Below are 15,541 nucleotides of genomic sequence, written 5' to 3'. Positions count from 1 at the left end.
CCTGCGGTCGCGGCGCCGGCATTCGGCTTGCCCCAACGACGAGAGGGGCCGAGGCCATCGGCCCCGCCCCCTCTGCGACGGCACGCGCGCCGCTACGGCGCCTCGCCGAGCGTGACCGTCGCCGTGCCCTTCTCCGTTCCGCGCAGGTAGCTGACCTCAACGGTGTCGCCGGGCTTTTTCGTCAGCTTGATCCGCGTCAATGCTGCGACGTCGGTGGCCGACTGGCCGTCGAGGGCGGTGATGATGTCGCCGGCCTGGATTCCCGCCTTCTCTGCCGGTCCGCCCGGGGTGACCCCTTCAACGAACAAGCCGGGCTCGGTGTTGAACTTCTCCGCGACATCCTGCGGGATCGCGACGACCTGCATGCCGAAGTACGGGTACGAGACCTTGCCGGTGTCGATCAGCTGGTTGGCCAGCGACATGGCGAGGTTCACCGGCACAGCGAAGCCGATGCCGACGCTTCCGCCGCCGGCTTGCCCCGCCGAGTTGGGAACTGTCGCGATCGCCGAGTTCACGCCGATCTGTGCACCGTTGCAGTCCACCAGCGCGCCGCCCGAATTGCCCGGGTTGATGGCCGCATCGGTCTGGATGGCACCGGCCAGGAGCGCGGCGCCTCCGTCATCGCTCGCCACCGGCACATCGCGGCCGAGAGCGCTCACGATGCCTGCCGTCACGGTGCTCGACAGGCCGAGCGGGGCGCCGAGGGCCACGACGGGCTGTCCGACGGCGAGCATATCGGAGTCGCCGATGGCGACGGCCGGCAGTTTCGAGCCGATGTCGACCTTCACCACAGCGATGTCAGCTTGCGGAGACCGGCCGATGAGCGTCGCGGGCACCTGCTGGCCGTTGCTGAACGTGACGATGATGGTGGCGCCGTTCGCGGCATCCGAAATGACGTGGTTGTTCGTCAAGATGTAGCCGTCATCGCGAATGATCGAGCCGGTTCCTACCCCGCCGCCGGCACTGCTGACCACATTGATGGTGACGATCGCGGGCAGAACCCTCGCCGCTACCGTTGCAGCGTCGCAGAAACCGGTGACCGTCCCTGCCGACCCTCCGGGTGTTCCCGAGGAGGTCGGGGCGCTACTCGCGCCGGCCAACTGGCCCAGGTAGCCGCCGAGAAAGCCACCGAGGAGACCCACCACCAGTGCGCAGCCGAGGAGGGCTCCAGGCCGCGAGAAGAAGGGCTTCGTATCAGTCGGCGCCGGTGCGGGTTGTGCCGCTGATGGCGCTGGACCTGCTGCCGATGCTGCAGGAGTCGGCGCCGGCGCTGATCCTGTCGGCGGCACCGATTCAGCCGGATTCTGAGGGGTCTCCCCCGGTTGCTGGTCCATCATGTCCCCGTCCGTGTCGTGCTGTCCCTTCAGCGGAGTCTATGGGGAGCCGCAGGTCTGAGTCACCTTTGTTTCGGAGATGACGCAGACCCCGCACACGCCCGCTCCGCTGTGCTGGGCCAACGCGCCGCCTAGGCTGAGCGCATGAGCACACCGTCGCAGTTTCGCGCCATCGTCGTCGACACCGAGACGGATGCCGCCGGCGTCATCCAGCAGACGGCGGGGCTACACCTCGTCGATGACGACTCTCTCGCTCCGGGCGACGTCACCATCGACGTTCAGTTCTCGAGCATCAACTACAAGGATGGCCTTGCCCTCTGCGGCAAGCCCGGCGTGGTGCGCGTCTGGCCGCTGATCGCCGGCATCGACATCGTCGGCGTGGTGACCGGCAGCACCGACCCGCGCTGGAGCGCCGGTGACACCGTCATTCAGAACGGGGCGGGGCTCGGCGAACGTCTGAATGGCGGCCTGGCCGAGCGGGCACGCGTCGACGGCGCCAGCCTCGTGCGCCTGCCCGATGGCCTCACCGCACAGCAGGCTGCCGCGATCGGCACCGCCGGATTCACCGCCATGCTCGCGGTGATGACTCTCGAGCGACAGGGCGTGACGCCCGCGTCCGGCCCCGTGCTCGTGACGGGCGCTGCCGGCGGGGTCGGCTCCGTCGCTATCTCGCTGCTCGCCGGGCGCGGCTTCGAGGTTCATGCTCTGACCGGGCGCCGGGCACAACTCGGTGACTATCTGCGGGGCCTCGGCGCCACCCATCTCGTTGATCGTGCCGAACTCGCAACGGTCGGCAAGCCGCTTCAGACCCAGCGCTGGGCTGCCGTCGTCGACTCGGTGGGCAGCGCGACGCTGGCCAACGCCTTGGCGCAGACCAACTACGGCGGGGTCGTGGCCGCCTGTGGGCTGGCCCAGGGCGCCGATCTGCCGACCACCGTCATGCCGTTCATCCTGCGGGCAGTGACGCTCGCCGGAATCAATTCCGTCGATGCGCCGCTGGCGCTTCGCGAGGAGGCGTGGCAGCGGTTGGCACGCGAACTCGACATCTCCCAGCTGGAGGCGCTGACGACGGTGATCGCGCTGGATGAGGCATTCGATGCGGCGGAGCGCATACTTGCCGGTGGCGTGCACGGCCGCACTGTCGTCGACGTGAGGGCCTGACACCTGCCGGCCGGACCCGTCCAAGGCATCCGTGTGCCGGTTGAACCTGAGCCACGTCGTACACTTCTGGCATGATCATCGTCGCCGCAGTATTCGTCGCCCTTGCAGCGGCCCTGCACGTGTACATCTTTCTGATGGAGAGCGTCTGGTGGACGCAGCCGAGCATCTGGAAACGATTCGGACTGGCCAGCCAAGCGGATGCCGACACGACGCGCTCCATGGCCTACAACCAGGGCTTCTACAATCTATTCCTGGCGGCAGGGGCGGTGCTCGGGCTCACGCTCTGGTTCACTAATGTGCAGCAAGCCGGCGTCGCGCTCGTGCTGTTTTCGACCGGCTCCATGGTGCTGGCGGCACTCGTCTTGACGACGTCGGGCCGCCGTTATCTGCGTCCGGCGTTGATTCAGGGCACACTGCCGCTGATCGGCTTCGTGCTGTTTCTGCTCACATAATGTCAATGACCCCCAAATTGGGGGCACATCTTTTCGGGTTTCGGAATACTTTGGCAGTGACTCTCATTTTGCTGACCTCACCCGAGCCGCCAGTGTGAAATGAGCGTCATTCAGGCTCCTTACCCGGCCCGAATGCACGACATGCACCATCCCCCTCTCCCGGCGGCGAGAGAATCCGTTTCCGCGACCCGAATCGTGGCACCCGATGAACCTGTGCACTGAGAACCTGTGCTCTGAGAACCGGCACATGCCCCGCATGTGCTCCTTGCCCGACCCGCGCCTCCTACTCGCCAAGCAGGACCGATGATCCGGGCAGATGCGATTGCGCGGATCAAGGATCTTGCCGCAACCGCTCCTGAAGTTGCCCTCCTGCTCGTCGGCGGGCCCGGAACCGGAAAAACCACCGTGCTCGACAACGCGGCGACGCTCGTCGACTCCGAGGTCTTTCGGGTTCGGATCAACCCGGCCGAATCAAGCCTGCCGCTGTCTGGGCTGTCGACCATCGTCACCTCCTTCTCCCATCCCGCAGCAATCGAGCTGTCCCGGCGTCTCCTGCACCCACCGGGATGGCGCGGTCAGATTCAGACGGTGACCGCGGAGCTTCTCCATTTCATCCACTCGGCCACCGCCACCCCCACGCTCCTTCTCGTCGATGACGTGGACCTGATGGACCTCCCCAGCCAGGTCGTGCTGGCAATGGTTGCCGCACGGCTCACCGGAAGCGGGCTCCGCGTGGTCGGCACAGCGTCATCAGACCCGATCACTGGCCCGCTCGCCTCCCTACCCCGAATGACGCTGTCCCCTCTCGACGATTCCCAGGCCCTCGCCCTCGTCACGGCGCTCGTCGGCCCGAACATCGATGCGGCAGTGTCACGAATCGTGGTTTCTTCGTCGGCCGGAAACCCGCGGGCGCTGGCCTACATCGCGAGTTCACTCACCGAACGGCAAAGACTTCACGCCGAGGCCCTCATCCTCCCCCTCCGCGGTCCCCGAATCACTTCAGTCCCTGAGGAAAACGACTCCGGACCCGTCGCCACCGAGCTGCGCCTTCTTCTTGAGCGCCTCTCATCCGCATTCCTCAGCAGCGAGAATGCCGTGCTTCAGGGTTCGGTTCGCGTTCCGATGGCGCTGGAGGAACTCGTCGCCTCCGGCACCGTGGCGAGAGAAGGACGCTACCTTCGCATCGACAACCCGCTACTTCGATCCCAGATCTACTGGTCGCAAAGCGCGACGAGCCGCTTGAACCACCATGCTTCGGCGCTGCGGGCCGAGGCGGGGCACGAGCCCGAACTTGCCACCTGGCATCGCAGCTGGCTGAACCCCGGCACCGTGCACCCAGAGGAGCTGATGGCCGCAGCCACGATTCTCACCCGCCACGGGCGCACGGTGCAAGCGCTCGAACTGGCCGAGCGCGCGCTCACCCTTGCCCCGGCAGCGGCCGATCTGTCCCAAGCGCTCTGTGACTTCTCAAGTGAGCTCCTACTCCAAGGTGAACTTGATTACGCCGAGAGATACGCCCGGCGCGGTCAGCGCCTGTCCGAACGCAGCGAGGTCGCGCCGAAACTCGCCGTGCTCCGCACCCGCATCGAGTTTCTCTCCACCCGGCAGCTCCTCACCGCAGAGACGGATCGCTGGACCAGCGCACGCCCTGGTGAAGACTCGGATGCCGCCGCCAGGGTGCAACTCGTCGTCGCCCAGTTCCATGCAGAACGCTGGGAAACCGAGGCGGCCGCTGCGCTACTGGAGCGTGCTGGTCGACTCCTGGCCCACTCCGCGACCGACGCGGTCGAGGAGTACAACCTCGTCACCATGCTTCAAGCTTCCCTAGAGGGTGAACCGGGGCCGGCGAACAGAATGTACGAACGGATCTTTCGCCACGAAGGAGCGGGAAAGTCCTCTCCCCAGGCACTGTCAATTCTCGGTCGAAGCCTCACCTACGCCGACCGCTTTGCAGAGGCCCGCCGAATCTTCATTGCGCTTCTCACCCTTGAGCCGGCCCCCGATCCGATCTGGCTGGCCGATGCACGCTACTTTCTTGCTGAGAACGATATTTTGTCGGGGCATCACAATGAGGCGCTGGAGATCATCAGTCGCCTGCACGACTCACACTCCACCGTGCAATTGCACCGAAATCTGCACCACCTCCTGATGGCCTGGTACTGGCAGGCAACCGGAAACCGCGCGGAAGCCGACGCCGCGATCGCGGAATGCACCCGCCGGTTCGCGGCATCCGACAACCCGGCCCTGACAGCCAGGCTCCTGGCCCATCAAGGGAGCTTTGCCCTGATGGACGGACGACCAGGCGATGCGATCGCTTTTCTCCGCACCGCATCGACCATCGGTGCCGGGTTCAAGAATCCGTCGCTTCTGCGCCACGAGGTCGACCTTGTTGAGGCGTACTCGATGGCGGGCCAGTTGAACGAAGCGGTCGCCCAGTTTCAGGAATTCCATGCCAGGTCTCTGCCCTACCGTTCACGCTGGATCACGCTGGCGACCGCCAGAGCCAGGGCTCTTGTCACTCCGGGAGAGCCATCGCTTCTCGCTTTCCAGAGCGCGCTCAAGCTCTGGCATACCGGCGACTCGCAGTTCGAGCTCGGTCGAACCCTTCTGAGCTATGCCACCCGACTCGAAGCGCTCGGACATTCAGCTGAGAGCCGGGAACAGTTTCTGTCAGCCCGGATGATCCTCACCCAGCTCGGTGCAATTTCGTGGGCGCGAAAGGCGGATGCCGCCGGCCGCGGTTACGAGTCGACGCCGGAGCATCCGCTTCTTCAATCGCTTGCCCCCGATGAACAGATGGTCGCCCTGCTCGTCTGCCGCGGGATGCGGAACAAGGAGATCGCGGCGGAGCTCTTCGTGTCGCTTCGCACCGTGGAAGTGCGATTGACCCACATTTATCACAAGCTCGGCGCACGCTCGCGATCTCATCTCACCGCCATGCTCTCGACCGACGGTGGCGAGAACCGACGGTCGATCCTGCCGCGCTGACGCGTCTCTGAGCTGACGCGTCTCAGAGCTGACGCCGGGCGCCCGCTGTAACCGGCGGTCGGCGCACCGGGCTCTTCCATGCTCCGGCCGGGGCCACCGTTGTGGCGAGCAGGGCTTGTGCGAGCGAGCGCAAGCAGATCGTTGCATCCACAACCCGCATGAACGGAAAGCCGAGGCCGAGCAAGAGGTAGCGCGGCCGGCCAGTGACGAACACCGTGAAAATCGTGAGCAGGTAGTCGGGAATGAACACGCCAAGCGCTATGGCCAAAGGCGGAAACGTCTCGGCGATCTGGCCGACACCCGCCAGCTCTGTCCCTGTCGAGTCGAACCAGATTGTCGCCACACAGGAGACGATGAAGAGCGGAACGAGCATCAGGAGCACCACGCTGCTGACGACAAGTTCGAGGATGTACAGCCCGAGCGCAGCCCAAAACGCACCGAAGTGAAGGCCGTGGCGACGCACCGTCTGCCAGAAGCCCAAGGTCCAGCGATGAAGCTGTTTTCGGTAATCGGCAAAGGTGTCGGGATCCTGTGTGGATGCGATTGCCGACTGTGGCCGGAACGCGATCCGGCCGAGTCGTTTCGCATGAACCTCGAAGGTCATGTTGAAGTCTTCAATCGCCAATCCGGGAGCGGCGATATCGATGTCCGCCAAGATCCGCGCGCGATACATGCTCGCGAACCCGGGAACGATCGACACGACATTGATCGGGCGCGCGGCCTGTCCATACTTGATGAGGTACTGGATGACCACATAGAACCGTTCCCGGTAGGCGACGAGGAAGCGTCCGACGCGGTTGCGGGGTTGCGGTTCGGTGAGCGTGGTCGCCCTCCCCGCGACAGCGACAACGGTGGGGTCGTCGAAGTAGGGCAGTCCAGTGGCCAGGTAGTCAGGCGCCAGCACGGTGTCCGCGTCGAGAAGCATCACCACCTCGAACGAATCGGCCAGATTGAAATGGGTGATTCCCACCGTCAACGCCCCAGCTTTTCCGCGATTCCGTGACAGATCCATCACCCGCGCCCCGGCCTCGACTGCCGCCCGCACTGTGCCGTCGGTCGAACCGTCTGACACCACGAAGACGTTGCCGTGGGGCACCAGGGCATAAGCCGAGCGAATCGTTCTGGCGATAACGAGCTGTTCATTGTGCGCCGCGATCAAGACGGCGACGGAGCCGGCCTCAACGCGGCTGCGCTGTTTCGGCCACCGCCGATAGCGGTGACGAGTGAAGAACGCGAACATCGCGCGCCCCAGCCCCACCAGGCTCCAGAGCACAGTGTTCACACCCAACACCACGACCATCGCGATGACGAATGCAGACATATCAGGTCTCCCGGGTTCGACGCCGGTGACGTGCAGACACCGGTTCGCGTGAGGTCTTCGATGGCATCGAAACCAACGCCTCGACACCGTAACACCGAGTAAAACCTGCTGCTGAGCTTCACCGCCACGGTTAACCACACAGCACTGCGGGATGTCTGCGTGAAACCACACATCGGGCCGAAAACACTCACGCTGCCCGGCAATTCGCAGACACTGAGGAACAACCCACCCCGCATCCATCCAGTCAGAACTGAGGAATGGAATGTCACTCGAAACGGCACGCGCAACACAAACATCCCGACTGCGCCGAGCCTCCACGGAGCTTCAGCCAGAGACCGAGCCGATCCCGGTCATCCCTCGCACCCAATTCGACTTCGACGTCGCAATCGTCGGGCTCGGCTACGTCGGTCTCCCGACCGCGTTGTCACTTCATGCGTCTGGCGCACGCGTGCTGGGCCTCGACCTCAGCGAACGACGACTCGACTCGATCCGCAATGGCGAGGCAGATCTCTTGGACTCAGACCGGGAACGCCTGGAGGCCGCACTCCCCGGAGACGATTTTCAGATCTCCAGCGACACCTATCGGTTGAGCGACGCCGCAGCGGTCATCATCTGCGTGCCGACCCCGCTCGACGAACACCTCACCCCCGACTTGACCATCCTTCGCGCCGCTTGCTCAATGGTGGTCGACGCGGCCATCGGCGGGCAGCTTCTGCTTCTCACCTCGACGACATACGCCGGCTGCACGCGCGATCTGCTGCTGCGTCCGTTGCAGATGCGCGGACTCAGCGTCGGGCGGGATGTCTTCGTGGCGTTCAGCCCCGAACGAATCGACCCGGGCAATGCCGGTTACGCGCACGAAGACGTTCCCCGCGTGGTCGGCGGGGCGACCGAGACGTGCCAGCGCCTGGCGGTTGCGTTGCTGGGACGATACGCCCACAGCGTGCACCCGGTGGGATCGATGGAAGTCGCCGAGATGACGAAACTGCTCGAGAACACGTTTCGAGCCGTCAACATCGCCCTCGCCAATGAGTTCGCAGAAGCGTGCCTCGCGCTCGGGCTTCCGGTGATGGAGGTCATCACGGCCGCCGCAACGAAACCATACGGGTTCATGCCGTTCGTTCCCGGCCCCGGCGTCGGCGGGCACTGCATCCCGTGCGACCCGCACTACCTCCTCTGGCAGCTGCGCAAATCGCACATCACCCTCCCGGTGATCGAACAAGCGATGTCGGAGATCGCCGGGCGCCCTCGTCGGGTCGTCGAGCGGATTCGCCAGATTCTTTCCGACCAACGCAAGTCAATCGCCGGGTCACGCATTCTCGTGGTCGGAGTCGCCTACAAGCCGGATGTCTCTGACCTCCGGGAGTCTCCTGCGCTCGAGATCCTCTCGCTCTTGAATGGGCTGGGCGCTGAAATCGCCTACCACGATCCCAATTTTGAGTCGATCATGCTTGCCGACGGAATCGAGCTCGACGGAACCGTCAATCCGGCGGCGTTCGGCGCTGACCTGGTGCTCGTGCACACCAATCACTCCGGATCGGATCTCAGTTGGATTCCCGCCGAAACGACAGTGCTTGACGCCACCTACCGCAGAGACGATCTGCTCGAGCGGGAGCTGTTGTAGCCGCGGCAGGGCGCTCTGCTCACTGACCGTCAGTTGACCACGCAGGAGGAAACCATGAAAAGTGTCATTACCGGAGGCGCCGGCTTCATCGGCAGCCACCTGGTCGACCACTTGCTTCGACGCGGCGACGACGTCGTGGTGCTCGACAATCTGTCGACGGGAACGCTTTTCAACCTCGAGACGGCCCTGCGCAATCCTCGGCTCCGATTCGTTGAGGGAACGGTGCTCGACCGCTCCCTCGTGCACAGCGTGATCGCCGGCGCCGACCAGGTGTACCACTTGGCCGCAGCGGTCGGCGTCAAGATCATCGTCGAAGAGCCGCTGACCAGCCTGCGCACCAACATCCATGGCACCGAGAACGTCTTGGAGGCAACCCAATCGGCCGGGGCGACCCTGCTCCTCGCTTCGACGAGTGAGGTGTACGGCAAGAACACGGCAGACCGCCTCTCCGAAGACGCGGATCGGATTCTCGGATCAGCGCTCAAGTCCCGCTGGACCTATGCCGCCGCCAAAGGGATCGACGAGTCATTCGCCCACGCCTTCTGGTCTGAATATGGGCTCCAGGTGGCCATCGTGCGGCTCTTCAACACCGTCGGGCCGCGTCAAACCGGACGCTACGGAATGGTCGTTCCGAACCTCGTCGGGCAGGCGCAACGCGGCGAGCCGCTAACGGTGTTCGGCGACGGCCTGCAAACCCGGTGCTTCTCCTACGTCGGCGACATCATCCCGGCCCTGGTGAAGTTGGCGGAGACGCCGGATGCATACGGAACTGCGGTCAACCTCGGTGGTGCTGAGGAGATTTCAATCCTTCAGCTCGCGCGCCGCACGATCTCGGTTCTCGACAGCAGGAGCGCCATCCGGCTCGTGCCGTATGCGCACGCCTATGCGGAAGGCTACGAAGACATGCGCCGACGCGTGCCTGACAACTCCCGGGCCATGGCCCTCGTCGGGTTCTCCCCGTCGACTCCGCTCGATGAGGTCATTCGGCGGGTGGCCGGCGCGACGTCGCATGGCGGACACCTCAACGAAGCGATGACGCTGGCGACCCCGTTCTCCCACGAAGCGGTCGGCTGATGTGCGGCATCATCGCCTGCCGGGGAACCACCGGGGCCGCCGACTATTTAATGGCCGGCCTGAAGCGACTCGAATACCGCGGCTATGACTCCGCCGGGATTGCAGTGACCGCGCAAGACGGAAGCACTGCGGTCTTTCGAACCACGAATCGGGTCGATTCCTTGCAGACACTCACGAACAGCTGGGAAGGCCCGGAACTCGGCGACGCCGGCATCGGTCATACCCGCTGGGCGACACACGGCGGGGTCAGCGTCGCCAATGCCCACCCTCACCAAGACTGCAATCAGCGTCTGAGCGTCGTGCACAACGGGATTATCGAAAACGCCGACGTGCTGCGCAAGGAGCTGAGCAGAACTGGTCATGGCTTCGCCTCAGAGGTCGACAGCGAGGTGATCGGCCATCTCCTCGAAGAAGCGATGGCGCACTCCGGCGACCTGAGGCAGGCCGTGGATCAAAGCGTGCACCGACTGACCGGTTCCTGGGCCTTCGTCGCGCTGGACACCGTGACAGGCCGCGTGGTGGCATCCGCGCACCGGTCCCCCCTTCTCGTCGCCCAATCGACAGAGGGATCGTTCTTTGCCAGCGACATTTCTGCTCTGACCGACTGGGTCGACGAATTCCGCATTCTCGGCGATGGCGACACGGTCGAACTAGCCGACGAACTGATCTGGCTGCACGCCGGAGTGCGGAGTCCGGCCCCCGACCCGGTTTCCTGCCCACCACGACGTCAGGGAATCCAGCCGACCGACCGCGTCGATCACATGGCCCGCGAGATCGACGAGCAGCCTGACGCTGCAGCGCGCATTCTCGACACGATCGGCGACGACATCGCAAACGGCGCTCTCTGGCGTTCACTCGAGCTGGCACCCTTCGAACGCCTCAGACTGCTCGCCTGCGGTACCTCGCTCAATGCCGGTCTGGTGATCGGTGGAGCAGTGAGCCGGTTCGGCGGGCTCGCTCACAACATCGTTGTGGCGAGCGAGGCCGCCGGAACCATCGTCGAGCCGGGAACGCTCACCATCGCGATCAGCCAATCGGGTGAAACCGCCGATGTGCTGCGGGCTGTCGAGGAAGGCCCGCGAGACCGCCCGATGCTGGCGCTGGTGAACAATCTGCATTCGACGCTGGCGCGTAACGTCGACGCCGTGCTCGGATGCTCCGCCGGCGCCGAGATCGGCGTCGCCGCCACCAAAACCTTCGTCTGCCAGGTGTTGGTCGGAACCGGACTCATCCTCTCTGCACTCGTCGAGTTTGGTCGCCTGAGCTCCGGCGACGCCGCGCATCTCGTCGGTGAGTTGCGTTCGCTGCCCGATCGTCTTGCTACCGCAACGCTCGCTGCCCGCGCGGCGATTCCCGGCATCGTCGACGAGGTGCGCCACGCCAGCGGCTTCATCTTTCTGGGCCGCGGAGCCGCGGTCCCGTACGCGATGGAGGGGGCTCTGAAATTGAAAGAACTCACCTACCGGTGGGCCGAAGCGTATCCCGCTGGGGAGCTCAAACATGGCCCCCTTGCCCTCGTCGAGGACGGCACTCCGGTCATCGTCGTCGACAACGGCGACCCCCGCCTCGCCGGAAATATCGCTGAGGTTCTGGCCCGCGGAGGACGCGTCGTCACGATCGGTCGCGCCGGAAGCGTTGTCGATATCCCGCTGGGCACTCTGTCGCCCTGCGGCCCCCTCGAAGCGGTTGTCCCATTGCAACTGCTCGCCTTCACACTCGCCGCCGAACTCGGGTTCGACGTCGACAAACCCCGCAACCTGGCCAAGTCGGTCACGGTCGATTAACCGCATTACCGCGATCAAGGAGCGCTGCCCGATATGAAAACTCGACGTCCAGACAAGCCCGGCACATCGGCACGATGGATTGCGGTCCTGACCGGTCTCATCCTTGCCCTGACCACGGTGGGCGTCGTCGCCCCTGCACACGCAGCGGTCGGCCCCAACACTGCAGTCACTCTGTCTTTCGACGACGCGAACGCCGATCAGACGGCGGCAGTCAGCATCCTGAATGCCGCCGGATTGAAAGGAACCTTCTACATTCCGTCCGGCTTTGTCGGCGCAGCCGGTTACCTGACCCGCGCTCAATTGACGAGCATGGCGAATTCAGGACACGAAATCGGCGGCCACACCGTGAACCATGCCGATTTGACGACGGTGACGGCTGCCGAGGCATCTCGCCAGGTCTGTACCGACCGGGCGACACTCACGAGTTGGGGCTTTGCGGTGACGAGTTTCGCCTACCCGTTCGCATCGGTCAACGCTGCCGCAGAGGCAGCGGTGAAGGGCTGCGGCTACAACAGCGCGCGGGGGCTCGGCGATATTCAGACGCGATTCGGCGGCGCGGGCGAAGCCTTTGCGGAGACGATACCGCCGGCCAATCCGTTCGTAGTTAAAGCACCTGACCAGGTGACCACCGCCTGGACTCTCGACGATCTGAAGAAGACCGTCACCAATGCAGAAACCACTGGTGGCTGGGTTCAACTGACCTTCCACCACATCTGTGCCACAGCGTGCGATACCGATGGCCTCTCGGTCACGCCCACGACACTGACCGCTTTCGCAACCTGGTTGGCCGCTCGGTCGGCCACGAACAACACCCTCGTGAAAACCGCCAACCAGGTGATCGGCGGCTCAGTGAAGCCGGTTGTTGCCAGCCCGAACACCGCAGCTCCCGGCCCGGGCGTCAATGGAGTGCAGAACCCGAGCTTGGAGACGGTAGGAGCCAACGGCGTTCCGTCCTGTTTCAAGATCGAAGGATTCGGAACGAACACACCGGCCTACTCGACAGTGTCCCCCGGCCACACCGGTCAGATCGCTGAGAAGCTCACGATGACCAACTATGCGAGCGGAGACTCGAAACTCCTGCTGACCATGGATCTCGGCACCTGCGCGCCCACTGTCACACCAGGGCACACCTATTCGCTGCGTGCCTGGTACAACTCAACAGTCACGACCCAGTTCAATGTGCAGAAGCGTGATGTGAACGGTGTCTGGACGTATTGGACCGATAGCCCGTATTTCGCGGCGAGCGCGAGCTACACCCAGGCTGCCTGGACGACTCCGGCGATTCCGGCCGGAGTAACCGCCATCGCATTCGGTCTGAACCTGATTCAGAACGGGCAGCTCATCACCGATGACTACGCCCTCTACGATTCGGTCGGCGCACCTCCCGTCGGCGGCGGCGGTCCGACAACCCCGCTCGCCGTTACCCGCTTGGCAGGCGCCGACAGGTTCGGCACGGCCATCCAGGTCTCGAAGCAATTCGCCGCCGGGGTCTCCCGCGTCTATGTGGCGAACGGATGGAACTTTCCCGACGCGCTGAGCGCCGGACCGGCCGCGGCGCACTTCGCCTCGCCCGTTCTGCTCACAGAAGCCGGTTCATTGCCGGCAGCGGTGAAGGCTGAAATCCAGCGCCTGCAGCCTTCGACCATCGTTGTGGTGGGCGGAACAGCTGTCGTCTCCGACAGCGTGCTCAACCAACTGAAAGCACTCGGAGCCACCGTACGAATCGGCGGCGCCGACCGATACGCGACATCCCAGCTGATCGCGCAGAACGCATTTAGTTCCGGCAGCGCCACAACGGCGTATGTGGCGAGCGGACTCAACTTCCCTGACGCACTGGCCTCGGCGCCCGGCGCGGCACGGTTCGCGGGACCTGTCGTGCTTGTTCCCGGAAACGCCGGTGCGATCGATACTGGGACGGTGACACTTCTGAAGAATCTCGGCACGACGACGGTCAAAATTGCGGGAGGCGCCGCCGCCGTCAGCACCGGAATCGAAAACTCGCTGAAGACGTCGTTCGGTGCAGCCGCGGTCAAACGCTTTGCCGGCAGTGATCGGTACGGCACCGCGATTGCGATCAACCATGACGCGTTCGCGACGAGCGACACGGTCTACCTCGCCACCGGCTCCGGCTATGCGGATGCCATTGTCGGCGGCGCCCTGGCCGGCACGAAGGCGGGGCCGCTGTACCTGACCGCGTCGACCTGTGTCCTCGGATCTGTCGGCGCCGACATCGCCCGGGTGGCCGCCACCAAAGCCGTGCTCTTCGGCGGCGAGGCGGTGCTCACCAGCGGAGTGCAAAACATGGTGCCATGCAGCTAGCACGGAGCCAACTGACCCCGAGGGAGCGGACCGGTGAGTAACTCTCATCCTCACGCTTCTCGCCGAGGAGGATCCGGCGGCGTCACCCGCCGCCGGATCCTCCTCGGCGTCGGGGTGCTCGCCGGTGTCGGGGTGATCGCTGCCGGTGCTCTTTTCGTCGTGCGATCCCTGGAAGGGAATGGTATGAATAACGGGCAGTACCCCTGGCACACCGGCATCGTCGCGACGACATTCTGGGTCGGTGAGGTGTTCGATCCGAATGCCTCAGACGGAAGCCAGGTGATCTCGACCTACGATTCACAGTGGCTGCAGAGCTACGGCGGATGCGACGGTGTGATCATCGCCGACACCTGTGAGACAGAAGTTCGAACCAAAAGCAACGGCTATTTTCCGACCTCGATGAAGCCGCAGCAGAACCCGTTCTATCTGGATCTCCCGTTTGACGACGTGAATGACCCGCATGCGGCGGCAATTCGAAACGACGTTATCCCATGGGCGAACGAGGCGGCCTACACCTCCCTCGCCGCCGACCCCAATTCCAGCATGATGAAGAACCGGTGGGTGCAGATCACCTCGCGTGGGCAGACCTGCTACGGCCAAGTCGAGGATGCCGGCCCCGGCGTCTACGACGACGCCAACTATGTGTTCGGAACCAACGACGCCCGGCCGGCCAACTCCAAGTTCAACGGTGCGGGGATGGATGTCTCCCCCGCGATAAACGGTTGTCTGCGCTTCACCGATATCAACGGTGAGAACGACAAAGTCAATTGGCGGTTCGTCGAGGAAAAGGATGTGCCGGCTGGCCCCTGGCTCACGATCGTCACGCGCAGCGGGGTGCGCTGAGTCGTCAGTGCGCGGTCGGCTCGGTCGGCTCCGTTGATTTGGGCACTCTGGCCGGCTTGGCCGACTTGGTCGACTTCTCGGTCGACGTGGTCGGCTCGGTCGACTTGGTCGGCTCCGTTGATTTGGGCGCTCTGGCCGACTTAGCCGGCTTGGCCGACTTCTCGGTCGACGTGGTCGGCTTGGCCGGCTTCTCGGTCGACGCGGCTGGCTTCGTCGCCTCAGTCGACGTGATCGACTCGGACGGATCGGATTCGGATGGTGTGATTTTAAGCGAGGCAATCAGGTCGGGAGCGTGCTGCGAGGTCAGAATCACGCGCGCGAACTCCTCGTCGACGAGGTCGATCACGACGGCCTGACGCTTGCTCTTGATCGCGACGAAGTCCTTGCCGCCGTGAAACTTCCAGGTTCCGACTGCGATCACGAGCGGCACCTCGAGGCCAGGGGCTCTGATTCCGCGGATCCAGATCCAAGGGTCGTCGGTGATTGTGACCGAACGGATGTTCTCCCGCTGCACGACGATGTCCTCTCGCCGGAGGGACATTGTCTTCTCAGCGCGCGACAGGTGGATCTCAAGCCGATCGGGGTGCACGCGCAGAGAGGTCATGCGTCTAGTCTGCCCGGTCGCCGGTCAATTCGCCGTG

General features: G+C 64.4%; 11 protein-coding genes. 8 read left to right on the top strand and 3 right to left on the bottom strand.

Annotation, left to right across the window (positions count from 1 at the left end):
* Positions 1 to 92: 92 nt before the first annotated feature.
* Positions 93 to 1,337 (bottom strand): S1C family serine protease, encoded by a 1,245-nt coding sequence (locus tag ABD791_RS18200; RefSeq protein ID WP_345069296.1) that lies wholly within the window; start codon positions 1,335 to 1,337, stop codon positions 93 to 95.
* 141 nt (positions 1,338 to 1,478) lie between these two features.
* Between ABD791_RS18200 and ABD791_RS18195 the strand changes: the two genes are divergently transcribed.
* The 3 genes from ABD791_RS18195 (at position 1,479) to ABD791_RS18185 (ending at position 5,935) form a co-directional block, all read left to right on the top strand.
* Entirely contained in the window at positions 1,479 to 2,495 is a 1,017-nt protein-coding gene (locus ABD791_RS18195) for an MDR family oxidoreductase (protein ID WP_345069295.1), read from the top strand.
* Positions 2,496 to 2,566: 71 nt separating this feature from the next.
* Complete coding sequence (locus tag ABD791_RS18190) at positions 2,567 to 2,947, top strand: DUF1304 domain-containing protein (protein ID WP_345069294.1); 381 nt, start codon at positions 2,567 to 2,569, stop codon at positions 2,945 to 2,947.
* Between the two features lie 303 nt (positions 2,948 to 3,250).
* Entirely contained in the window at positions 3,251 to 5,935 is a 2,685-nt protein-coding gene (locus tag ABD791_RS18185; protein ID WP_345069293.1) for a LuxR C-terminal-related transcriptional regulator, read from the top strand.
* A gap of 22 nt (positions 5,936 to 5,957) precedes the next feature.
* Here the strand turns inward: ABD791_RS18185 and ABD791_RS18180 are convergent, their stop codons facing one another.
* The gene (locus ABD791_RS18180; RefSeq protein ID WP_345069292.1) at positions 5,958 to 7,256 is read right to left on the bottom strand and encodes a glycosyltransferase family 2 protein; all 1,299 of its coding nucleotides are present in this window, start codon (positions 7,254 to 7,256) and stop codon (positions 5,958 to 5,960) included.
* Between the two features lie 262 nt (positions 7,257 to 7,518).
* On the opposite strand from ABD791_RS18180, the gene ABD791_RS18175 reads away from it, so the two are divergent.
* The 5 genes from ABD791_RS18175 to ABD791_RS18155 are packed head-to-tail and all read left to right on the top strand — an operon-like array spanning position 7,519 to position 14,900.
* Complete coding sequence (locus ABD791_RS18175) at positions 7,519 to 8,880, top strand: nucleotide sugar dehydrogenase (RefSeq protein ID WP_345069291.1); 1,362 nt, start codon at positions 7,519 to 7,521, stop codon at positions 8,878 to 8,880.
* Positions 8,881 to 8,934: 54 nt separating this feature from the next.
* Complete coding sequence (locus tag ABD791_RS18170; protein WP_345069290.1) at positions 8,935 to 9,954, top strand: NAD-dependent epimerase/dehydratase family protein; 1,020 nt, start codon at positions 8,935 to 8,937, stop codon at positions 9,952 to 9,954.
* Positions 9,954 to 11,738: a glutamine--fructose-6-phosphate transaminase (isomerizing) gene (glmS, locus tag ABD791_RS18165; RefSeq protein ID WP_345069289.1), complete on the top strand. Its 1,785-nt coding sequence runs from the start codon at positions 9,954 to 9,956 to the stop codon at positions 11,736 to 11,738. The genes ABD791_RS18170 and glmS overlap by 1 nt, the downstream gene beginning before the upstream one ends.
* A gap of 33 nt (positions 11,739 to 11,771) precedes the next feature.
* Positions 11,772 to 14,057, top strand: a complete 2,286-nt coding sequence (locus tag ABD791_RS18160; RefSeq protein ID WP_345069288.1) for a cell wall-binding repeat-containing protein — start codon at positions 11,772 to 11,774, stop codon at positions 14,055 to 14,057.
* A gap of 33 nt (positions 14,058 to 14,090) precedes the next feature.
* Entirely contained in the window at positions 14,091 to 14,900 is an 810-nt protein-coding gene (locus ABD791_RS18155) for a hypothetical protein (protein WP_345069287.1), read from the top strand.
* 4 nt (positions 14,901 to 14,904) lie between these two features.
* On the opposite strand, the gene ABD791_RS18150 is transcribed toward ABD791_RS18155, so the two are convergent.
* A complete protein-coding gene (locus ABD791_RS18150; RefSeq protein ID WP_345069286.1) occupies positions 14,905 to 15,504 on the bottom strand; it encodes a hypothetical protein in 600 nt (199 codons plus the stop codon).
* Positions 15,505 to 15,541 lie beyond the last annotated feature (37 nt).

Origin of the sequence: Glaciibacter kafniensis (assembly GCF_039538945.1) — a bacterium.
Lineage (GTDB): Bacteria > Actinomycetota > Actinomycetes > Actinomycetales > Microbacteriaceae > Cryobacterium > Cryobacterium kafniensis.
The sequence above is the reverse complement of the archived record's forward strand: the minus strand, read 5'-3'. Positions and strand labels throughout refer to the sequence as shown.